The organism is Haloferax larsenii, assembly GCF_024730625.1.
Classification (GTDB): Archaea; Halobacteriota; Halobacteria; order Halobacteriales; family Haloferacaceae; genus Haloferax; species Haloferax larsenii.
The window spans coordinates 132,143-153,246 of sequence record NZ_CP078064.1 but is presented as its reverse complement, the minus strand read 5'-3'; the positions used below and the strand labels follow the sequence as shown (position 1 = coordinate 153,246).

Annotated in this window: 21 protein-coding genes and 1 CRISPR repeat array; of the genes, 8 read left to right on the top strand and 13 right to left on the bottom strand. The window is 57.4% G+C overall.

All coding sequences use genetic code 11. The features are described from left to right. Positions 1 to 619: 619 nt before the first annotated feature. On the top strand, positions 620 to 1,255 hold the full coding sequence (locus KU306_RS16545) for a rhomboid family intramembrane serine protease (RefSeq protein WP_258303651.1): 636 nt from the start codon (positions 620 to 622) through the stop codon (positions 1,253 to 1,255). Positions 1,256 to 1,258: 3 nt separating this feature from the next. On the opposite strand, the gene KU306_RS16540 is transcribed toward KU306_RS16545, so the two are convergent. The 3 genes from KU306_RS16540 to KU306_RS16530 form a co-directional block, all read right to left on the bottom strand. Next, complete coding sequence (locus tag KU306_RS16540) at positions 1,259 to 1,924, bottom strand: peptidylprolyl isomerase (protein ID WP_258303650.1); 666 nt, start codon at positions 1,922 to 1,924, stop codon at positions 1,259 to 1,261. 72 nt (positions 1,925 to 1,996) lie between these two features. Continuing rightward, positions 1,997 to 2,359 (bottom strand): VOC family protein, encoded by a 363-nt coding sequence (locus KU306_RS16535; protein WP_258303649.1) that lies wholly within the window; start codon positions 2,357 to 2,359, stop codon positions 1,997 to 1,999. A gap of 412 nt (positions 2,360 to 2,771) precedes the next feature. Next, positions 2,772 to 2,999 carry a hypothetical protein gene (locus KU306_RS16530; RefSeq protein WP_258303648.1) on the bottom strand — a complete coding sequence of 76 codons (228 nt, stop codon included), beginning with the start codon at positions 2,997 to 2,999 and terminating at the stop codon, positions 2,772 to 2,774. A 93-nt stretch (positions 3,000 to 3,092) separates the two neighbouring features. On the opposite strand from KU306_RS16530, the gene KU306_RS16525 reads away from it, so the two are divergent. Continuing rightward, on the top strand, positions 3,093 to 4,025 hold the full coding sequence (locus KU306_RS16525; protein WP_206536420.1) for a halocin C8-like domain-containing protein: 933 nt from the start codon (positions 3,093 to 3,095) through the stop codon (positions 4,023 to 4,025). Positions 4,026 to 4,044: 19 nt separating this feature from the next. Further along, positions 4,045 to 4,251, top strand: a complete 207-nt coding sequence (locus KU306_RS16520) for a hypothetical protein (protein ID WP_007541950.1) — start codon at positions 4,045 to 4,047, stop codon at positions 4,249 to 4,251. A gap of 264 nt (positions 4,252 to 4,515) precedes the next feature. Here the strand turns inward: KU306_RS16520 and KU306_RS16515 are convergent, their stop codons facing one another. From KU306_RS16515 to KU306_RS16505, 3 genes are all read right to left on the bottom strand, one after another. Then, positions 4,516 to 5,082, bottom strand: coding sequence for a TATA-box-binding protein (locus KU306_RS16515; RefSeq protein WP_007541949.1), 567 nt, complete (start codon positions 5,080 to 5,082; stop codon positions 4,516 to 4,518). Positions 5,083 to 6,571: 1,489 nt separating this feature from the next. Continuing rightward, entirely contained in the window at positions 6,572 to 6,991 is a 420-nt protein-coding gene (locus KU306_RS16510) for a hypothetical protein (protein WP_258303647.1), read from the bottom strand. A gap of 276 nt (positions 6,992 to 7,267) precedes the next feature. Next, positions 7,268 to 7,625: direct repeats of the CRISPR family, unit length 30 nt; unit sequence GCTTCAACCCAACTAGGGTTCGTCTGTAAC. A 232-nt stretch (positions 7,626 to 7,857) separates the two neighbouring features. Continuing rightward, the gene (locus KU306_RS16505) at positions 7,858 to 8,304 is read right to left on the bottom strand and encodes a DUF7979 domain-containing protein (RefSeq protein ID WP_258303646.1); all 447 of its coding nucleotides are present in this window, start codon (positions 8,302 to 8,304) and stop codon (positions 7,858 to 7,860) included. 406 nt (positions 8,305 to 8,710) lie between these two features. On the opposite strand from KU306_RS16505, the gene KU306_RS16500 reads away from it, so the two are divergent. Further along, complete coding sequence (locus tag KU306_RS16500) at positions 8,711 to 9,364, top strand: ribonuclease HI family protein (protein WP_258303645.1); 654 nt, start codon at positions 8,711 to 8,713, stop codon at positions 9,362 to 9,364. 10 nt (positions 9,365 to 9,374) lie between these two features. Here KU306_RS16500 and KU306_RS16495 read toward each other — a convergent pair whose 3' ends face one another. From KU306_RS16495 to KU306_RS16475, 5 genes are all read right to left on the bottom strand, one after another. Then, positions 9,375 to 10,328 carry a DUF8108 domain-containing protein gene (locus KU306_RS16495; RefSeq protein WP_258303644.1) on the bottom strand — a complete coding sequence of 318 codons (954 nt, stop codon included), beginning with the start codon at positions 10,326 to 10,328 and terminating at the stop codon, positions 9,375 to 9,377. Continuing rightward, on the bottom strand, positions 10,325 to 10,864 hold the full coding sequence (locus KU306_RS16490) for a hypothetical protein (RefSeq protein WP_258303643.1): 540 nt from the start codon (positions 10,862 to 10,864) through the stop codon (positions 10,325 to 10,327). The genes KU306_RS16495 and KU306_RS16490 overlap by 4 nt, the downstream gene beginning before the upstream one ends. A gap of 2 nt (positions 10,865 to 10,866) precedes the next feature. Further along, a complete protein-coding gene (locus tag KU306_RS16485; protein WP_258303642.1) occupies positions 10,867 to 12,651 on the bottom strand; it encodes a spermidine synthase in 1,785 nt (594 codons plus the stop codon). A gap of 107 nt (positions 12,652 to 12,758) precedes the next feature. After that, positions 12,759 to 13,448: a hypothetical protein gene (locus KU306_RS16480; RefSeq protein WP_007542374.1), complete on the bottom strand. Its 690-nt coding sequence runs from the start codon at positions 13,446 to 13,448 to the stop codon at positions 12,759 to 12,761. 193 nt (positions 13,449 to 13,641) lie between these two features. After that, positions 13,642 to 14,325: a rhomboid family intramembrane serine protease gene (locus KU306_RS16475; protein WP_007542371.1), complete on the bottom strand. Its 684-nt coding sequence runs from the start codon at positions 14,323 to 14,325 to the stop codon at positions 13,642 to 13,644. A 532-nt stretch (positions 14,326 to 14,857) separates the two neighbouring features. Between KU306_RS16475 and KU306_RS16470 the strand changes: the two genes are divergently transcribed. Then, positions 14,858 to 15,691 carry a zinc metalloprotease gene (locus KU306_RS16470; protein ID WP_152417748.1) on the top strand — a complete coding sequence of 278 codons (834 nt, stop codon included), beginning with the start codon at positions 14,858 to 14,860 and terminating at the stop codon, positions 15,689 to 15,691. A 201-nt stretch (positions 15,692 to 15,892) separates the two neighbouring features. Next, positions 15,893 to 16,297 carry a DoxX family protein gene (locus KU306_RS16465; protein WP_258303640.1) on the top strand — a complete coding sequence of 135 codons (405 nt, stop codon included), beginning with the start codon at positions 15,893 to 15,895 and terminating at the stop codon, positions 16,295 to 16,297. 171 nt (positions 16,298 to 16,468) lie between these two features. On the opposite strand, the gene KU306_RS16460 is transcribed toward KU306_RS16465, so the two are convergent. Next, the gene (locus tag KU306_RS16460) at positions 16,469 to 17,257 is read right to left on the bottom strand and encodes a helix-turn-helix transcriptional regulator (protein ID WP_007542368.1); all 789 of its coding nucleotides are present in this window, start codon (positions 17,255 to 17,257) and stop codon (positions 16,469 to 16,471) included. 203 nt (positions 17,258 to 17,460) lie between these two features. Here KU306_RS16460 and KU306_RS16455 point away from each other — a divergent pair, with 203 nt between their 5' ends. Beyond that, entirely contained in the window at positions 17,461 to 18,426 is a 966-nt protein-coding gene (locus tag KU306_RS16455) for a DMT family transporter (protein WP_169317605.1), read from the top strand. A gap of 106 nt (positions 18,427 to 18,532) precedes the next feature. On the opposite strand, the gene KU306_RS16450 is transcribed toward KU306_RS16455, so the two are convergent. After that, complete coding sequence (locus KU306_RS16450; RefSeq protein ID WP_193788112.1) at positions 18,533 to 19,294, bottom strand: rhomboid family intramembrane serine protease; 762 nt, start codon at positions 19,292 to 19,294, stop codon at positions 18,533 to 18,535. 419 nt (positions 19,295 to 19,713) lie between these two features. Between KU306_RS16450 and KU306_RS16445 the strand changes: the two genes are divergently transcribed. After that, positions 19,714 to 20,898, top strand: a complete 1,185-nt coding sequence (locus tag KU306_RS16445; RefSeq protein ID WP_258303639.1) for a LolA family protein — start codon at positions 19,714 to 19,716, stop codon at positions 20,896 to 20,898. Positions 20,899 to 21,104: the final 206 nt, after the last annotated feature.

Here is a 21,104-nt window from a genome sequence, read left to right as displayed (position 1 = left end):
TCTCTGTAACTGAGTGATTCCGTCCCAACAACACCGTGTTACTGTCTCCAATAGAGGTGCGTTTTGAGCGTATTCACAACGCAGAATCTTAGCTATTTTCTCGGTTACAGAGTAGGTGAGTCGACAGACTACGTCGACTTCGACAACGACCCGCTCGTTCCTCACACTGGCGTAACTAGACAGTGCCAAACGAAGAATCAGTCTTTTTGTTTGATGGACCGTTTCTTGTATCGATACTCCACGTATAAACGGAGAAACCCAAGCGGAGTGATAAAGAAGAATATGTAGATGTTTGTCGAAGCAACCGTAACCACGTTAGAGTGGTCTAAAATAGCTAGTAGAACGACTGCAGCCAGAATAATGTCTACCACTCGTCCGAGGCGCGTTGTAGAGAGGATTCTAGCCATATATCTTGGTGCAGTCCAAGAAGACTAAAGTTAGTTGCTGGGTTTGAATACCGATAGGTCGGGAAGTTGGAAGGATACCACCTCTGAAAGAAGCGGGCCCATCCACGAATATGTTACCGGTCTGTACTGTTACGCCCCGAACTCGACTCTTGGGTAAAATACCGCGGAATGGCTGAGCTACACTTATTCGATTCTGGCCAGTATGCTCACCAATGGCAGATGAGTACAGTCCCGTCGTGAACAATTCCAATCCGGGAGCCGACGAAACGCTTGTGGGGGCGATTGTGCGGAACCCCGTCGTGCAGACGCTCGTTTTGATGGTCAGTGTCTCGTTGGCAACGTGGGTGTCTGTGGTTGCAGGTTTCGGTCGTGATTTGTTTGTCCTCACCGCGCCCTTGAGCGCCCACCCCTGGACGCTCGTCACGAGTGTGTATGCACACATCGGGCCAGCGCACCTCTTCGGTAACGCAGTAGTACTCGTGGTAGCTGGGGGATTGGTGGCGATGTCGACATCGTGGGGGCGGTTTCACCTCTATTTCGTCGTCACTGGGGCAATAGCTGGCGCGGTTCAAGTCCTCGCACTGTCTCTGTTTGGCCTGCCGATTGGCGTCCTCGGTGCAAGTGGTGCTGTGTTCGCGCTTGTCGGCTACGTTCTGACGTCGAACATCCTCACGAAGGGTATCGTCGACCGTTTGCGCGTTCCACGGTGGGCTATCGGGGTTGTGCTCGTCGTGGTTGCCCTCGTGCTCACACTGCAATACAGCGCGCCGGGGAGTGCGCTCGTGGCTCACTTTACCGGAGTGACGATTGGGCTAGTCGCTGGACGATTCAGGCTGTTGCACGTATAGCCTTCATTCGGTCTCGATTGTCACCGACTCCAAAAGCACGTCGTTGACCGGGCGGTCAGCGCCGTCGGTTTCGACCGCTCCAATCGCCTCGACGACATCCATCCCGTCGACGACTTGCCCGAAGACAGCGTGCTTCCCGTCGAGGTGCGGCTGTGCGGCGAGCGTGATGAAGAACTGCGAGCCGTTCGTGTCGGGGCCGGCGTTGGCCATCGAAACCACACCGGGGCCGTCGTGTCGGAGTTCCTCGTGGAATTCATCGTCAAACTGGTAGCCTGGGCCGCCGCGACCGGTTCCGGTCGGGTCGCCGGTCTGAATCATGAAGTCGTCGATGACCCGGTGGAAAAGGACATCCTCGTAGAGCGGTTCGCCGTCAACCGACTCGCCAGTTTGGGGGTCGACCCACGTCTTCGAACCGGTAGCGAGGCCGACGAAGTTGTCGACCGTTCGGGGTGCGCGATTCGCGTAGAGTTCGACTACGATGTCGCCTTTGGTTGTTCGCAACGTTGCCGTGGTCTGTCCACTCGTGTGAGTTGACTCAGTGGGGTCGGACGCTTCGGTTTCGGTGGAGCCCTCACTCTCCGTGGACTCGTTACTCGTCGTGCACCCAGCGAGGGTTCCGCCAACTCCAGCCGCAGCGAGCGCGAGGAGAGAGCGTCGTCGTACTTCCATTGGCTCTGCTTGAAGACAGGAAATGATGAACGTAGCGGTCGGGAACAGCGGTTCAGCGAGACGCGACAGTATTCAGGCGTAGTTGCCAACGGCTGGAGTATCGTGAAGAAACGTCTGGACCTCGACGGTACGTCCATCCGGGTCTTCAGCGAAGAACTGGTATATCTGATACTGCTCGTTCTCGTGAGGATTCTCGCGGACGGCGTCGCCGAGTCGTTCGTGCATTTCGTCGACGGCTTCCTCATCGTCGTACACGAATGTCAGAATCCCATCAGTCTCGGTCTCTTCACCGTCACAGAAGCCGAACCTGAACTCGCCCGAATTGAGAATGGTACATCCAGTTTGTTCGAGCCAGACGTCGGCGTCGATGTTCTCTTGGTACCACTGGGATACTTTGTCCCGATTCCGAGTTTTGAAGAACACAATTCCTGACATGACCCCACATAGCGGCCCCTCCGTGGTAGCTTTTGCTGGAGACCGCACCGGTGTACGTGGTAGCTATACGGCCCATTCGACGGGTCGGAACTCGTGAGAGCCGGAGAGTATGACGGTGTCCAGTTCTGGTGAGAGGTCCGGTGAACTACCCCACCCTACTCGCTCACCGCTAACGCGGTTCGCTCCTTGAGGAAGGGGACTTAGCGCCTACTTTCAGTTGAAGATTGGATTTAAGTCGGGCGATTGTCGCATTCATCCACGGGTGCGGTGACCCGTGGAATTCTGCTTGTCACCGTTTAAATCAGCGTCGGCAGTCGCGACAGATTCGAATATCTCACCGCGTGTTGCGGTCCATTCGTCGACATGGCCGCGACGAAGCTCTCAATAGGACCGGTAAGCATCAGCAGATTCTCTAGGCGAACGCCTCTTTGACGTTTCCAATGAGGTCGAACATGAACGAGAGGATTGCACAGACGAAGGTTGTAACCACATATATTCCGAATCCAACCAAGCCGAGCGTTTCAACCACCCAAGAGGCGGAGATGAATAAGGCGACAGTCAAACCACCGCAGAGAAGTCCGGTCGTGAGAACGAGAATCGAGCCATAGACTCGTACCGTTCGGTTTAGATTGGTCACCATTTATTCACATTTCCTTCTCGCCACACATATATATGTTTCATTGACAGGAATTGGAGACTATTATGTTACTGGAGTATCACGATTCGGCTGTAGATGACAGATAAAAAACCCAATCGGCGAAAGGTACTGAAAGGGATGGCAGCACTGGGTTCGGTTGGTATCGGGTCGACGCTAAATGTCTCAGTCGCGGCCGCAAAGGGAGATAATCCAGACCCGGTCACGATACACGACGGAAAGAAGAAAAAGAAAATCGCACAGGCGATTGCAAAGACCGACGAGTTCAAGCAACTACGTAAGAAGGCAAAGGAGCTTGGATACTCGTTCAGTTGGGGGAAGTCCGAACTCAACGTCGGTAGTGTCGACGCGGAGGACTTCAAGCGTGAGGTCGCCTCGTACGAACTACAGGATGCAGAAGAGAACACCCGCGCGGGAATCATCCTCGGACGGGACTCCGAATCTCACGAGATAGTTGTCGCCGAACTCGACGTCGAGCATTACCACGAGGATGGTGTATTCAAGAAACTCGAACGGTACGATCTCTTAGGCGACGACTCCGCTGAAACGAAATCGGGCGTCGCTTCGAGTACTGCTGAGGAGACTGACGGCCCATTTACCAAAACGACATCGAAGCCGAACGAGAAGGCAGTTCGGACGCTCATCGACGACCTTAGTAAGGGACAGAGTGCACAAGGTGTCTCGGCACAAGACGTCAGTACGCAGGTCAACTACCCAGACCTCCCGGACGTACTAAACATCAGTTCGTGTAGTGGTTGTTACTACGCTTCGAAGCTCATCTGTCGCAATGTCTGTGGCGCGTTCGGTGGGTTCCTGTGTGGACTGCTCGGAATCAGCGTCGTCGGTGCAGTTGGGTGTGTCACATTCGTCAAAGCCGTCTGCTACGTCGCTGAGAAAGCCTCGGGCTGTGGTGACGACCTAGCTGCGACGATCTGTAAGTCGTCTGGACTCGATGTCTGTGGCCCGAACGAGAGCGGAGACATCATCAACGTCGATATACCGTACATCTAACACGGGCAAACTCTGAACGATGGCAACTGTCAAAACTGGATTCGGAACGAGCATCCCTGCAGGAGCGGCGGCCCTAATCGTTGCCGTAGCGTCGTCTCTCCTACTACTGGCGGCCTTCATCGCCCTTGGTCGTGACCCAAGTATCAGCCTCATCGAGGTAACCATCGGTGGAATCGTCAGCGGTGTCGCCTACTATGCAGGCGTCTCCGTTCGCTCGGACGACTAACTGAAACCGCACGACACAGCGGTTGTGTCGTACTCGCTCGACAACTCGGGATTTATTTTGTGAATTTTCCCCAATCAGTTGGTCGTCAACAACGCAGTAGTTAGTTCGTACAAGTCGGGTTAGCGGTGTGTGGCCCGAACGAACAATAATGCGCACAGAGTACAACGACAGCCCAAATCGGTACAAGAGACTGATGGTTGTACACTGCAACTAACTGCTAGTATCCGAACTACACCCCACCGTTCTCGAAGAAGACCCATCCACTCAGCCGAGGAGTCCGAGCGATTCAATCTCGTCGCTCACCACGTTAATCGCCTCTCGTGCGTATTCCACCTTCTTCGCCCCCGTAATGACGATTTTCCCCGAGCCGAACAATAAGACAACAACGTTCGGCTCGTCGATTCGATAGACGAGGCCGGGGAACTGCTCAGGTTCGTATTCGACATGTTCGAGACCGAGCCCAATCGCGAGCGCATTTAGATTGAGAGTCGTGCCGAGGTCTGCACTCGACACGATGTTCTGGACTGTCGCCTCTTCGCGACCATCGATTGGGATGCCAAGACTCCCGAGTTCTTCGAAGACTTGTTCTAACGCCTGATTGACCTCGTCGACACTACTCGCGCCCGTACACACGATCTTGCCAGACCGGAAAATCAAGTTCGCCGCTCTGGGGTCTTGGGTCCGATACACCAATCCAGGGAAGTTATCCGGGTTGAACTCCGCTCCGGGGACGTCGTCCGAGAGCGACTCCAAATCCAATTCCAGACCGACAGCACTGGATGCAACCACGTTCTGAATCTCAAGCGAATCGAGGCGTGCTTCGTGGGACATTACACTTATATTTTAAATACTCATACTTAAACGATTGTGCGAAGCAAGAGAGTCTCGACGGACAACCAAACGGGGAGGGATTGCCCCTGGTTTATCGCTCGCTCTCCTAGCGTTGGTTCCAGACGTAGTACTGGACTGTGCGGGAGTAATTTTGATACTGCCTGAGGTATCTCGGTCGTATTTCGAGGTGACTGAACGGTACACAAAAATGCGGCACGCTCGGTTTCACAAGTCGGTGCTCGCATCGGTAAACTGCCACGACACCGAGAGTTCGACGAGTTCCGGACACGATACGTCGAGCACTCAGTCAGAGGTGCCGAACGATACGTGTTCAGACTCTGAATGCACGGATGGTGAACCAGCCAACGACACTCCCAGTCACACAGATGAGGAGTGCGGTCCAGCCCGCCGTACGGGGCGTCCCAATGGTCCGCGCGCTCCCATAGCCAGCGCCGGCGGCCAACACCACTGCGAGTGCTGCAACAAGGCGATTGTCATACAGCCAGAGTGGGACAGGGGTGAAAGCGAGGCTTACGAGGACGAAGAGAACGGGGACGAGTACCGTAGCGACACACACGATGCCTGCACATTGTACACTACTGCGGCTGAGGCTCCGTGGTCCTGTTCGATTTGATGTCATATTAAGAACCAGTTACAGAGTGTAGATTTGTAGATGTATTGATGGCGACCCATTTGGGAGTCAGATGGTTCACGATGCAGCGCATCTCGTCGTCACGGAAATCACGGATTTCCATACGGTCGTCAGGAACTCGTCTTGTTCACCTGTCGATATTCGGTCTTCTTCAATTCGAGTTCGTCTGTAACACTTCGGCGGTGTAGTTTCCGGCGTCCTGGGAGCTGCTTCAACCCAACTAGGGTTCGTCTGTAACTCACGCTCGGGGAGGACTGGTGATGGCACTCTCGCAGCTTCAACCCAACTAGGGTTCGTCTGTAACACCTGAAAGTCTGGATGTTTGCGCGCCGCCTGTCTGCTTCAACCCAACTAGGGTTCGTCTGTAACGCCATCAATTCTTCGAGATCGGCCATCTGCTGGACGCTTCAACCCAACTAGGGTTCGTCTGTAACCATGGCCAATCCGGCCACTATAGCCCTCCTACACCCCGTTCCCACTCAAGTGTTTCCGTCGACCCCCAATACCCCCCAAACCCCCGGGGGGTCGAAGGAACCGATTGCGTTCAGCAGGAACACTCCTTGGCCCTCACCATGAGCGACTGCCCCGATGTTCAAGATGAGCCAGAGAGACGAGGGGTAGAATACACCTCACCAACCCAAGCTATCGAACACACCGACGACAGTGGGCCACAGATTCGGCTCCTATCGGACCACCGGAAATCCTAATACAGCGATAGCCATTAGATGGAGTATGAGCGTTAATTGGGAAGCAGAAAAACAGATGGCTCGCGATGTGGAGGAAAACCACGAGCTATATGCTGCCCTCGCAGACGACCCGGAAGAAGACGAAGAGTAGTTAGCTCTTTTCGAGGGGTTCCGGTTCGAATACGTCCTCAAAATAGCGTTTCCAGACGTCCCACAGTTCGTCACGTACGTAGAGCGTATCTAGTCGAATCGGGTCAATTTCTCTTCTGACTCGGTGGGACTCGTCGCGTGCCTGCCTCGTCCGTTCGGGAGACCACTGACCGGGGTTGATGCTGTTTTCGACGAGGAGCTGGCGAAGAAGTGCAATTGCAGTTCGGTGATTCGCGTCGGGGAAGAAGTGCTTGCCGACAACTGCGTGCATCCAAGATGCGCACTGGTCGTGGACTGGCTCATCTCGGGGGAAGTCTTCCAGGACACGTCTGATATCCCCGTTTCTCACGACCCAGATACTGTGCCGAAGTTGCTGTCGTGACTCGTGCGTTTGTACGTCGTAGTGGAGGCTATCGTCCATCAGGAATTTCGTATTTCGTAGCTTGAAATTCTCCGGACGTAATGCGGATAGGTCCGTGATTCGGAGCGTTCCCCCACCCATCTAGGTTGTACGTTTCGTACGCACCCAATAAGGTTTGACACATACGCTGCGTACTCCAACTGATTCAACTACTCCACAAGAGTCGGTCCGTAACTCGATACCGCGGTTCACTTCGATTTGGAGGACGAAGTGTTGCATCCCAACTGAAGTTCATCTGTAACTCGACCGTACTGTTCGTGCCGGTGGAACCGTCCTTGCTTCAATCCAACTAGGGTTCATCTGTAACACTCCGACGTTTGAGCGTGAGCTCGTTGGCAGCGTTGCTTCAACCCAACTAGGGTTCGTCTGTAACTCGCCTCTTGTCGCTGTTGCTGCCGCGCTTGGTTGCTTCAACCCAACTAGGGTTCGTCTGTAACGCGAGACGTTCAGATTCCCGACTGAGCACATGGCCGAGCTTCAACCCAACTAGGGTTCGTCTGTAACACCCGTCATGCTCTGGTTCCGGTCGCGTATCGGGCTTCAACCCAACTAGGGTTCGTCTGTAACTGGACCTTCCACCCTCCGCCGGTCCTCCATTTGAGGAGCTTCAACCCAACTAGGGTTCGTCTGTAACCATGGCCAATCTGGCCACCACAGCCTTCCTACACCCCGTTCCCACTCAAGTGTTTCCGTCGACCCCCAATCATCCCCAAACCCCCGGGGGGTCGAAAGAACGCTGCAACCGCGACCCACAGAAACACTAATCACTGGTCAGCCAGACAACGCTCGGAATCACATTGCGTCCTGCTGTTCAGCGGGAAAGCCCCCAAATCACACCCACTCTTTGGAACCCGGGGGACACGCCGCTACGTGGATGCCTTCTCAACCGACAATCGCCAGATGGGAACCTCGAACAACGCGATTTCGAGACGGTGAGTTGTCCCCTCGTACCGCACGTATCGATGCCCCACGAGTTGTGGCGGAAGCGTATCTCCGCGAACCGTGTGCTGTCCGTCATCGAGTGCGTCTTCGAACGCAGCTTTCGCTTCCGTAGACAACGCGTCGAAATCGACCCACTCTGTCTCGTCATCAATCGCAGACGCAGAGACCGGGGTCGCACGCAACGTGTACTCCGCGAGCATCTGGTCGATGAATTCGACGGTAAGAGCGTATATCGAGCGCTCGAACTGAACGTACTCAGCGTCTGAGAGCGTCGATGGAACGGTGTCTGCGGGACGTTCGACGGTCCCTTGTGCAAGTAGCTTCTCGAACAGGGCCTGTCCCTCGTCGCTCAACTCCCGATACGAAGTCACCGTCGTGGGTGGAATCGTCGTGGATGGCGAAGGCGAGTCAACTACCGTGGACTGGACAGTCGTATTCTGAGATGGACGACCCGAGGGTGGGGGCGTCGAGACGCATCCCGTACTCCCGACACACAGCACGGAGAGAACCGAACCGAGCACCTGACGACGAGTGAGAGCAGAGCCCACCACCGCAGATAGTTGTTGTTCTACTAACTAATTTCTTGGTGGAACGGCCTCCAGTAGAGTCATCGCTCGGCTATCGGCTGTTCGAACTGAGCGACGGCTGACGCCACCTGAAGACCTTTCCCGCTCGACTACCGAGGACCGGTATGCAGCGGTGGGGCCACGGGACGATATCAACCAAAGACGGGCGGTACGGGCGGCGGATGCCCAAGACGAGACTCCAAGTGATACCGTGACTGAGGACACTCTTCCGGCCGAATATCTCTCGCCGCTCGCCGCGCTCGTCGACGAGGTGCTCGCGCGCGTCGGCTACGAGATGGAAGCAGCCACCGACGCCATCAACGACGCTGTTCCCGGGTACCGCGGCCTGTTCGACCCCGCAACCACCCCAGCCAAGTTGCGTCGGGCACTCGACGACTTGTTGGCGTCGGACCTCACCAGGCCGCCGGCACCGACACCGACGAGCGATTCCTTTATCCTCTACGTCGACGGCAGTTCGCGCGGCAATCCCGGCCCAGCGGGTGCGGGTGCCGTCATCATGGACGATTCGGAAACTGAACTCGTTCGCCTTGGTCGGCCGGTGGGCTCTCGAACGGGGAACAATACCGCCGAATACGTCGCGCTCCAACTCGGACTGGTCGGACTGCTGGCCCGCTACGAACCCCAGCACCTGGAAGTTCGAATCGACTCCATGACCGTCATCCGAGACATCTGGGGCGGCGGCGACCCACCGGAACTGGGCGTCGAGACGTACCGCACAGCCATCGAAAGAGCGCTCGCGACGATTCCTGACCACCGATACACGCATCTGGCTGACAGCGACCCGAATCCCGCCGACGCGCTCGCGACAGTGGGTTCCGATATCGCGGCCTTCGGACCCGGATAGGGCTAGGTTCTCAGTCGAAGATTTCGCGTCGCTCGGCCGCCGTGAGTTCCGTGTGCACCGCGTTCGGCGAGCAGTTCTCGCACTCGCGTGCGGGGTTGGTACTTCGGTCGTAGGTCCACAGCGGCCACCCGAAGAGGAAGAACGCCTCCTTTTGGTGTCGTTCGATAATCGCCTCGGCTGCCTGCCCGCAGTTCGGACACCAATCGTCGTCTTCGTTCGGGACTTGGAACGTTACCTTTCGGCGACCGAACCCGGCATTCGAGTACGCCTCTCGGCGCGACATCTCGACGAGGTCCTCTGCGGGGTACGGGTCGGCGTCGATTTCGTTGTCGAAGCCGGTGTCTGTCTCGACTGTCGACGAGAGATACGGACCGACGTGGACGGTGTTGTCGTAGCCGACGAAGTGGACAGTCACACTCGCACCGCGACCATCGACGCGAACGTCGTGGCTGTGGCCGACGAGATACAGGTCCACGTCCTGACGAACCTTCTCCAGTTCGACGTCGTGGTCCATCCCCACTGCATAGACGCCGGCATCGGGGTCAGTCGCGGAGCCAGACTGCTGCCAACCGAACGTCGAAATGTCGTAGTCGTCGGCCGAACTCACGGGGACCGACTCGTCCGTGTAGACGTTTTCGGCACCGGGTGCAGAGACCGCCCCTTCGACGGCGTCGGCCGCGATAAAGACGTCCTCCGCATCGGTGAGCAGGACGTCGCCACCGACCGATTGCACGTATCCGTCTTCGAGGTTCCCGCGAATCGTCGTCTCGGTCTCGGAGTCGGAGGCGGCCGTCTCGCCGGTCACGGGCGTGTGCGTGAAGACGTACTCCGCGTTTTGGACGGTGAGGTCGCCGTCGATGCTCGCCCCCGAGACGAACGCGTCCGCCGGGTCTCGGACTTCGACTGGTGGTTGTTCGGAGCCGTTCAGCGTCACGTCGCCGTCGTAGGTGGTGTTTCGTGTCATCGTCGTGGGGTGGGGTTTGTCGTCTGTCGGGCAATCCGGTCTGCAGATTCAGCTGTTCCGGACGCGTTCAGCGTCAGGCGAGTTTCCGTGTACAATGCGAGTTCGTACTCGGGGTAGGTGTGATACGTCTCGTAGCCAGCGTCTGTCGCGTGAATCGTCGTCCACGCGTCGGGACCAAATCGATACGCGACGGTCGCATCGTCCGCACCGGGGAAGCGGTCGAGGGGGCGTCCTTCCACGACCGTCTGGGCGCGAAGGTGCTCGCTCTCGAAGTCGAAGTCGTGGGCGACCCCAACCGAAAGCGGCGTCTCGTGCGTCGCTTCCGAGGAGAGCGGCTTGCACGAACACAGTTCGTGGAAGTCGAGTGTGGGGAGACCGACGTAGTGTGACTCACCGATGACGGTGAACACGGCCGGTTCGCCCAGCAACGACTCCGGGTGGACGGTCTTTACGTCGACAGACGCCAGGTCCGGGACCTCGGTCGTGTACCCGAAGTGCAGTGCAGTCGGTGGGTCGTGAGATGATTCGGAGGGCATGGTTACGTATCGACGAGAATGTCGTAGTTCGGGTGGAAGATGGAGTTCGCTCGAACGCCACGATATCGAGGGACTGCACGCCATTCGACGTGCCGGTAATGGTCGCGATGTTGCCGGACGTAGTCGGTCTCGGACTCCCCAGTGAGTGGTCGGCGGTCACCGGGGGCGAACACGTAGAACTTCTCGACGCGTTCGGTCTCATCGTCGGCGTCGATGTCCTCGCGGACCCAGTACGAAAGTTGCTGTGTGAAGCCAGCAGCCCCGACCGTGTTGACGAAGGCTTTGTGGTGTTCGGGATATCCGTCCGGCGAGTACCCCCACGTCACGACGACGCCGTCGTCAGAGAGGTGGGTGCGAACTGAGCGATAGAACTCCGCCGAGTAGAGGGTGAGGAGGTCGTCGTCCGTCGCGCCGGGGACGTCGAGAAGCACGAGGTCGTACGTCTCGTTGGTCTCTTGGAGGTAATGATAGCCGTCCGCGGTGGTCGTGTTCAGCCGGTCGTATGTGTAGGCGTCGTCGTGCCACTGACGGAAGTAGGGGTCCGTCTTCGCCTCCTGCATGAACTCGTCGTCGAGGTCGACGTGGTCGATGGTGACGTTGTACGCTCGGAGGTGGTCGATTGCAATCCAGTCGCCGCCACCGACGACGAGAACCTTCGTCTCCGGGCCGGGCTCTACGAGCGACATCGGAACGTCGACGAGTCCCCGATGGTAGCTTTCTGCCCAGCTTTCACAGAGTTGCACGGCCGCACCGAGACGGAGACACTGCTCGGTCTGTCCAGTGAAGTGTGGATTCGGACCAGCACCGGTCCACGTTCGGTTGTACCGGATGACGTGCTGATACGTGGTGGTCTCCTGTGAGACGATGTTCGCACGCATCGCACCCGGCGGATACTCGTTTTCGATTTGCTGTTCCAAGTAGAGTTGCGACAGGCGCTCGTCGGCCACGTCGTGCTTGGCAACGACGCCGGCGTACGACGCCGTCAACAGCAGGCAGACCACGAAGAGTGTCTTGGAGATGCGGCCGAGTGAGAGCGCGTGGTCGTCGGGGCGGGAAAGAGCACTGCCGCGACCGAACGGCCACCACGACCACGGACCGAAGTGAGCAGCGAAGACGAGTGCCGCAACCCCGTTCAGCAGTGCCAGGACGAATATCGTCGGAATGAGCCCGAGTATAGGATACAGAACGCGCGCGTAGACGACTGCTCCGACGAGCCCACCGACGTAATCCATCGCGAGGACGACCGAAAGCCCGCTTCGCCGTCCGTCAGTCCGTTCGACATTCCAGACGATGCCGATTGCGGAGACGACGACGCCGTGGACGGTAGCGCCGACAGTTCGAAACCACGTCGGTGTCTCTGTCTCGTCGGCGTCGAGTTCGTCGACCATGTGGGTCAAAAGCGGGAGTTCGAAGCCCGAGAGGAACCCGACGACGACGACAGGGAGACGCGCGACCGTCCAGACGAGTGCTGCTGGGACTGCCTGTGGAATTCGAACGCTGTTGAGACCGACGATGAGCAGAAACCCCGCAGGAGCCACGGCCGCGAGCAGGACCTCTGTTCGGAAGAAGTTCCCACCGAGGTCCGTGGCGTCGAGGTCGTCGGAGAGCGCAGCCCCGATACCGAGGCTGAAGAAGTACAAGCCGACCGTGATGACGTACTGAGTCACCGTCCCACCGTACATCACGGTGAGAAGTTCCGAGTAGACGAACTCGTAGGCGAAGCTACAGAACGACACTACGAACGTGAGTGCCAGTAGCGTGCCGGTGTCGGTTCGTGTCGTCGTCATCTCGAAGGGAGGGTACTCGGTAAGTCAGGGGGCAGTTGCGACCGCAACGCGGCAATCGTCAGAAAACGACAGCCGCGGCGGAGGGCCAACAGGCAGTCGTCAGTCGGTCAGATACGCGGGGACACTTTCCACTGCTCTTCGATATCGAATCCCTGACTTTCGCTGTCGACTTCGAGGTCGAAACACTCCCAGCGGAAGTCGTGGTTGACGTTGTCCCCGACGATGTTGGCACCCACGCGGTACCAGCCGTCGCGTCGGAACTCGCTTCGGTCGGTGATATCGTAGGTGACGGTTTCGTCCGGGTTCTGAATCGTCTCGTCCCACGGAACGGGGCCTGCATCCGGCGCGTCGTCTCTCATCTGGGTCGTCCCACCGAGGTACGCGATGCCGAGTGCGGCGACACCGACCTTGTACCGGTCGAACTTACCTCGGTTGTCCTCGTACCAGTCGTCGGCGTAATCGCCGCCGTGGTACCAAGCGTGACCGTGGACTGTTCTCGGAGCACTGGAATAGCCGCCTGAGCCACGGCCGGTTGCACCTCGGCCACCGCCTCCGCCCTTTCCTTTCGCGCTGGCGACGCCGATGGGGCTGACGCCCGAGAGAGACTGCTGGTCTGGTTCGTAGCGGGACGTGACCCACGTCTCGTCGGCGAGGTCGATGACCAGTTTTCCGTTGTTCATCTCGAAGTCGGAGACGACGCTCGACCGTCGCGGGGGTGGCGATCTCGAGCCGGTGCATCCAGCAAGGGCACCGAGTGCCGCGAGGCCGGACGCGTGGAGGAATGTACGGCGGCGCATAGTCTTACTCGTCTGTTTCAATCAGATAACGTGATTAACAGTCTTGTGGTTCAGAATGTCGGAAAATATGTTACGTGTATAGCAGGGGTGAGGTTGCCGTTACTTGGTTCCTCTGTCAGGATACACTCGCCTTCGACGCCGGTGAAGTTTCGTCACCGGCCGCACTGTGGACGTGACAGAGCGGTCTACGGTGTCAATCGGAAGCGACGAAAAGTCCGTACAGTCCACCGAGAACCAAGCCAACCATGTGATATGGGTGTCCGATGGTCACTCCGAGCAGCCACACGTCACTAACTGTGCCAGCGAGGCTGAGAACGAAAAGCGCGACGAACCAAACCCACCGTCGCGGCTTGAATTTCCAAAGATACACCCGTCCGTTCAGGTCCAGTGCCAACAGCATCCCAAGAACAGCAAGCCAACCCATGCTCGACCCAGCAACGACCCACGTAGGCGAGGAAGAGGAGACGTCAGCGATGGGTCCAAGGTCGACGATGAGATAGCCGTATGCCGCAGCACTGACTATCGTTCCAAGGAGTGCCGTGAGAGACCCACCAACAACGAATACACCGAGATATCGACGTGTTCTGACGGTCGATTCGGCCCATCCACCGATTAAGAATGCGAAGTAGCTGTTGACCACGAGGTGAAGGAGGTTCACGTGCCCAACTGTTGCAGTCACCCACGTCCACACGTAGTCCAAGTGAGTGGATCGAATGTAGAACAGCGTCAAGGCGAGGTCAGAGCTATAAAACTGGAAGACACCCACTTTCAGGAGATGAACTATCCAGAACAGAGCAACGAGAGCAGCGGTCGCTGGCATCGACACGACGTACTTATCGAGAGCGCTTTCGACTCGTCTACTGACCGTGTTGTCCATTGGATGATAATTTTGAATTGACATATATAAAACACGAGTTTTCAGCTTCGGGGGACAGTACCATGGAGCGGTTGGCTGTCTGGGTTTAGCAGGGAACCCACCAACTCCGAACTCCCTTCCGTCACGATTCCACAGCGAATTCGTCGAGGAGTATCTAAATTGCGGCCGGTGTCGAGTAGGTAGCGCACACGACCCTGGTTACTAAATATAGTATTGGAATTTAGAATTGGAGATTAGTCACTCAATGGCGCAGTCCCGCGACAGAAGGGGCAATCAAAAGACATAATCTCCAACTGTCTTTCTTTCTAGTATGTCTCGACACGTACTTCTACTGTGTCTTCTCGTCGTGTCGGCTGGGTGTGCAGGCCACAGTGACCCAGCGTCTACTACATCCTCGTCGACACAAACGCCCACAACGACAGCGACTTCGACACAAACGCTATCGCCCACTGCGACGCAGACACCAGAACTAGAAGCACAGTCCCGTCCAGCCAATCCCTTCCAGAGCGCCCCGATTCGAGTGGGATACGCCGTGGATGAAAATGCCTTGAATCGCTCGTACAAACAGGCGGTCGTCGGTGCGATCGACTTCTGGAATAACCAATCGGTAGGGTCGTACGATGCCAACTACACCTACGTATCTAACGCATCCGAAGCACAGATTCTGATTCAGTTCGTCAATAAGATCACCTACTGCGACGGCTACGACAATTCGACCGTTGGATGTGCACCCGTTCTCGAAAAAGACGACGTCGCCCTCGCACAGACCGTCAGGGTGGAGGACCGATACGCGATGGAGAGTACCCAAGATATCATCATCCACGAGTTAGGACACACACGTGGCCTCGTTCACGAAGATAGTAACGAGGTACCGGTAATGAACGAGACGATTGGTACACTACTCATCCCAGAGACGAATCTCGAAAATCGGTCTTACGGGTGGCAAACGACTGACTTCCGAGTCTACTTCGATACCGCAGGGACCGTCTCCAGCGTCGAAGAGGATACGTATCGACAGGAGATTCGAGAAGGATGGCAATACTGGACCAAAGACACTGACCACCTCGAAAAAGACGTCTCCTTCCGCTTCGTCGACAGTCGGGAAGAGGCTAACATCGTGGTCAAAATGCGTGATCACGAAGGCGTTCGCTGGGAGTACTGGGTTTTCAACACAGATAGCGACGACAGCTTCGAAGTGTACCAAAACGCCACCCTATACGTCGGCGAACGAAATCCAGAGTATATCGATTACAACACCGCGACTGCACTTGGATACCTCCTACTGAATGCAGAGAACGAAACGGAACTCCCGGAGCCATTCGATGGAGACGACGAGTTAGGTGACACAGACCGATGGACCGATTAATCACCTCTCGGTAGAGAGCGTACCTGACTCCCCCCAAGTCAGCATCTCTCCCGATTCCGGAGTGGAAAATTCAGTAGACAAACCCAGGATTACAGCCATCAATGACTCGTTTTCGACCGGCTTGTCCCGAAAGAACCATTGCAGTACACGCAGTCGCCAGGTGCCAACGTTCTTTGGCACTCGGTCGAACAGTCAGCCGGAATGAACGCCGTCAGTCTCTCGACGCTCGCTCGATTCAAACGCCCGCTTCGATACGTGATGGGTGCTCTCTACGTCGTGGCCGGTGTGATGCACTTCGTCGTGCCGAGTGCGTACGCTGGCGTCATCCCGCCGCTCTTTCCCCAGCCACTTACACTCGTCTACCTCTCCGGTATCGCCGAAATCGTGCTCGGCGTGGGCGTCATGGTTCAGCGCACACAGCGTCTGGCCGCGTGGGGCCTCATCGCGCTCTTAGTGGCAGTCTTCCCGGCGAACGTCTACATGGCGACGAGCGATGTCGTGCTCGCCGACGTTTCACCAGCGCTCAAGACACCATCGACCATCGCGTTGTGGCTCCGACTCCCGATGCAGGGTGTGTTGATCGCGTGGGCGTGGTGGTACACCTGATGGGGAGACTACACCAGATGTGGAGTGCCTGACGATGGACGTGGGTCTTCAGGGAGAACTCGGTTTGTAGTTGGCTGCGGAGTTCGAGTGCACAGTCGAAGAGCTGTTCTGGCTCGACCGAATCGGCCGTGCACCGGGGTGGAATGAACGCGAGGAGTGTCGAACCTCGGCTCAGAGCCGGTCGATTGTGAGCGGAGTCGCGTCGTTCCAGTACCGCTCGAAAAGCTCCGTTGCCCACGAGTACACTTCTGGCTCGTCGACATCGAGCGAGGCCTGGAGAATGCCGTTATCGTCGCGTAAGAAGAGATGAACGGTAGAGTCCGTAATCGTCATAGCCACTGGAATCGACTCCTCAGAGATTCGAATCGTGGCGTTCTCGGCCGTGAGCAAGTCCCGTAGTTGGTCTCGTAACTGTGAGTCGTCGGCGAGGGCGTCGATTGCCGTCGACGAGAAGACGCCGTCGAACTCTTGGTCTCCCGAGGCGGTCCGCTCGGAGATGAGTTCGAGACTCTGTTCGTTGAACGCGTAGGAGACGACCCGTACGTCGGTCGCGGTGCCGAGAAGGTCGAGCACTCGTTTTACCGGCGCGTTCGGACGGACGCGACTCGGCTTCGTAATCGTCGCTTCCGTCAGGTGTTCGAGGTCGAACGAAATCGCGTCCGCGGGGAGCCACCGAACGATTGGACGGAGTTCGAGGTCGGTATCGAGAATCTCGACTAACTCGCTGAACCCCCGAGCGACGAGCGTCCCAGTCACAGTCGCACGGTACGCACCGTCTTCCCGTTCAATCCAGCCCCGGTCTTCGAAATCGTGGAGAATTCGTCCCAGTGTGGGCTGGGACGCACCGGTGAGTTCGACGAGTTCACGTCGAGTGTGTGCCGTCTCCGTGAGATGTGTTAAGGCCTCCACTCGATTCGGTGAGAGCGCGAGAAATTCGATTTCTTCTAACGCCGATTCCATACACGTCTCTCTGTACCCCACTGGTATACGGTTTTCGTGTCGCGAAATAATTTCACTCCTTGAATACCTGCCACACGCTCCCGCGAGTTTCTTACTATGAACTAATTTCTGAATCAATGTAAGTAGTGGGCCGTCCTACAGAGAGGTATGAGTTCACTGTCGCATTCTTTGCTTCTCTCAGCGGTCCGGGGTGAGTACTCGGAATGAAGGCTCACGGTAGCACAGGAGGCACGCGCCGAAGCCTCGTGTTGTTCACGCTCGCGAGTGTCTTCTTCGGGGGAACGTTCGTCGCAGCGAAGGCGGGACTGGAGTTCTTCCCGCCGCTTCTGTTCGTCGCGCTCAGGTTCGACATCGCTGCTGTCGTGTTGCTTGCGTATGTCGCTGCGACGACGCCACGCGACGAACTACGCCCCCAGTCTGTTCACGACATCGTCGGTATCCTCGCGACCGGCGTGTTCGTAATCGGACTGTCCAACGCCTTCCTCTTCGTCGGCCAGCAGTACGTCTCCAGTGGTGTCGGGTCGATTATCTTTAGTCTCAACCCAATCTTGACGCCCGTGTTCGCGATGGTCGTTCTCGCAGACGAACGCCTCTCGGCCCGCGGCGCAGTCGGGATGCTCATCGGACTGGTCGGCGTCGCGCTCGTCGTCAACGTCGACCCGTCGAACCTCCTCGGCGGGGCGGCCGTGTGGAAAGGCGTCGTGTTCCTCGGCGCGGTCACCGGCGCACTCGGGACTGTCGTCATCCGCTGGGCCGAGACGTCGATTTCGAGTACCGTTCGGACGGCGTGGGCGCTCCCGGTGAGCGCTGTTCTCACCCACGGCTTTAGTGTCGCTTCGGGGGAGTCCCTGGCGATGGTCACGTGGACCCCGGGTGCAATCGTCGCGCTCGGATACGTCGGCATCTTCGCCGGAGCAGTCGCCTACATCGCCTACTTCGGCCTCCTCGACGAGGTGGGACCGATTCACGGGAACCTCGTGTTCTACGCGGTCCCAATCGTCGCCACGCTCGGTGGGTCGGTCCTCCTCGGAGAATCTATCTCGGCGTCGGCCATCACGGGGTTCGCGACGATATTCGTCGGCTTCGCCGTCCTCGCGAGTAGTTCGATTATCGAAGAAGTGGAAGCGTTGTACGACGTGGTGCTGTCGTCGCTGCGTTCGACGAACTGAGTTCTGTCGGTTGTCTTCGGTCGGTAGACGGCAGCAGAGACCCCTCAACGTCGGAGTTGGCTCAATACAGTTATCCTACCGTCTGAATTGGTTCAGTGCTGTTATCCTACCGTCCGAATTGGTTCAGTACTTCGACAGTCGTGAACGATGCGATAAAGCCCAACGAGTAGCCGACGAAGTGCTCGTAGAGATTTACGACACCACTCTCCGTCGTCGGGTCGACCGGAAATGCGACGAACAAAACCGTGACGAACAGGAAGACAGCGGCGACGCTCAACTCGAAGTAGCCGGTCGCGTCGGCACTGGAGCGAAGTTTCGAGAGGATGTCATCTGCTTGCTCGTAGGCCGAGATTGCGTAGAGCAAGACAGCGAGGAAGACAGCGAGGACCAGTCCGGCAGTCATGAACAACACCGTCGAGTTCTCCGGGACGACAGACTGGACACTCAAGACCGAAACGAGTCCCAAACTCGTGAGAAACAGCATGGGCGCGAACGTCCGTACCGGCCCGATACCGAACCGACTCTCTAGATAGTCGGCCAATGTGAGCGGGAGACAGCCAACGAGGCCCATGACGACACCCGATGCGCCGAGTGTGACCGACGACCGAATGATGGCGAGGTTCAGGTACGAAAGCACGGGAGGAAATGCAACGAGAACTGTACTCACGAAGATATAGAATCGTCGCCGATTACCGCCCGCGACACCGAGAAGGTACAGCGTGGGAACGACGACGAAGTACAGAAAGACGTTCGTGAGGAGGTGTCCGAGCTCCAGATGAACGAACGACGAGGTAAACGCGGTCGCTACCGTCGGGTCGGTGTAATCAAATACGAGAGACTCACGGACCGCGTGTGGGAGCCGATACACGAGAATCAATACAGCGGGAAACGCGAGGATAAACCCAAAATCTGCCAAGCGCGTACGCTCCGAAAACAGTCGGTATAACGACTTCTGACTCGTGTGTTCTGTGTCGGTACCCACGCTCTTATAGATTATTGTATCATAAAGCAGTATAATATTTTTGTAGCAGTTATCAAAACTGGTCCTCGACGGGCGGGAGTGGATTATATCATTCACAATTCGTTGGGAGTGTTGTAATTTAATTATATTTTCACTGCCTGCTTCGATACCGTCACTGTCTTGTTACGTCCCCAAGTTTCTTCTAGAACCGCCGCAAACCACGCGCTGAAAAGGTCTTCGAGCGACATGTCCACGTGAGTTGTGGGCTGTTCGCGTCTCGACCTTACGTACCTAGACAGTTCCCATCACCCAATCGTGTCATCTACATGACTAAAATTCCCCTCCCAACCAACCGACGCTCACTCGTCGTCCTCCTCGTCGTCGGAGTCGCACTCCCCGCCGTCATCTGGTCGTCGGGGCTCGTCGCGACCGACAGCAGTCCATCAGTCGACGCGAACGTGAGCGAACGCTACAACTCGATAGACACACTCGACGCGACTCGGACGGTCGTTCACCAAGAAAACGGGACGACGACGACTCGGACCGTCGCCGACGTGACGCTCGTCCCTGGAACCGACAAGAAGCGTGTTCAGTTCCAACAGGATTCGTCGCGACGCTACACACTACAGGTTTCTAACGGCTCGACGCTGTGGCTTCACACTCGAAACCAGAGCACCGTCACAGCCATCAACTTGACCGGCCCCCCGTCTGAGTCGGTGACTCCTCTCCGCCTCCAGCGACTCGTCACCGCCGCAGGGCTCACAGACGTGTCTGGGCGGCCACAGGCACCGGACGTGGCACCACTCCCAGTCGTCCCACGGCACGGGGTTGCGCCAGACACCAACGCATCCGGCGGGTACACTGCTGAGTACGTCGAGACGGCCTCGGTCGGCGGTCGAGATGCGTACGTCATCAGTGTCACGCCCGCGACGGACCAAGCGGACACCCAATTCCGGCAGCGCCTATGGCTCGACACGGAACGGTTCTACCCGCTCCGAAAACAGACTGAGTGGACTATCGACGGAACCACTCGGTCGATGACGACGACGTACACGAACGTGACCTTCGACTCGCAGGTGCCGGCGGATACGTTCCGTCCTGAAATCACCGCAGAGACGACAGTCGAGCGTCCGGAGACTCCCAAAACAGAATGGTACCACAGCGTCGATAGACTCAGAGCACAGAGTTCGGTTTCGATTCCGAACCCGACTGTCCCTGCGGAGTTCGAGTTGACGTACGCCACCCGGACCACCGGTCGAATCCAGAGTGTCGGCCTCCGGTACGCCACAGAAGGGCGACGGATAACGATTGCCAAGTACAACATGACCTACGCCATCGACTCCGAAGACCAGGACCTGACAATCGACGACCGACCGGCGACGCTCGACCGTGGCCCGACGACATCGTTGTCGTGGAACTGCGACCAGTACCGGTACACCGTCCGCGGGACCGGCGTCAGTACGGACGAACTCGTCGCAGTCGGGCAATCAGTCGGCTGTTCGAACTCGTAATCCGGGGGTTGTTTCTGACCCAGAAACTGCTCCCACTTTTATATTATCTACCAGCCCCTTCGTGGAAATGCGATGGATGTCTCGGAGTCGATAGGGTGTTGCCCGCACCCGTCACTTCACCCCTGCCCATCGCGATACCACGATAGCCATCGTGGTCCCCTCTGACATCACCCCTCCAAAGTACTCGCACACTGAAATACGATGAC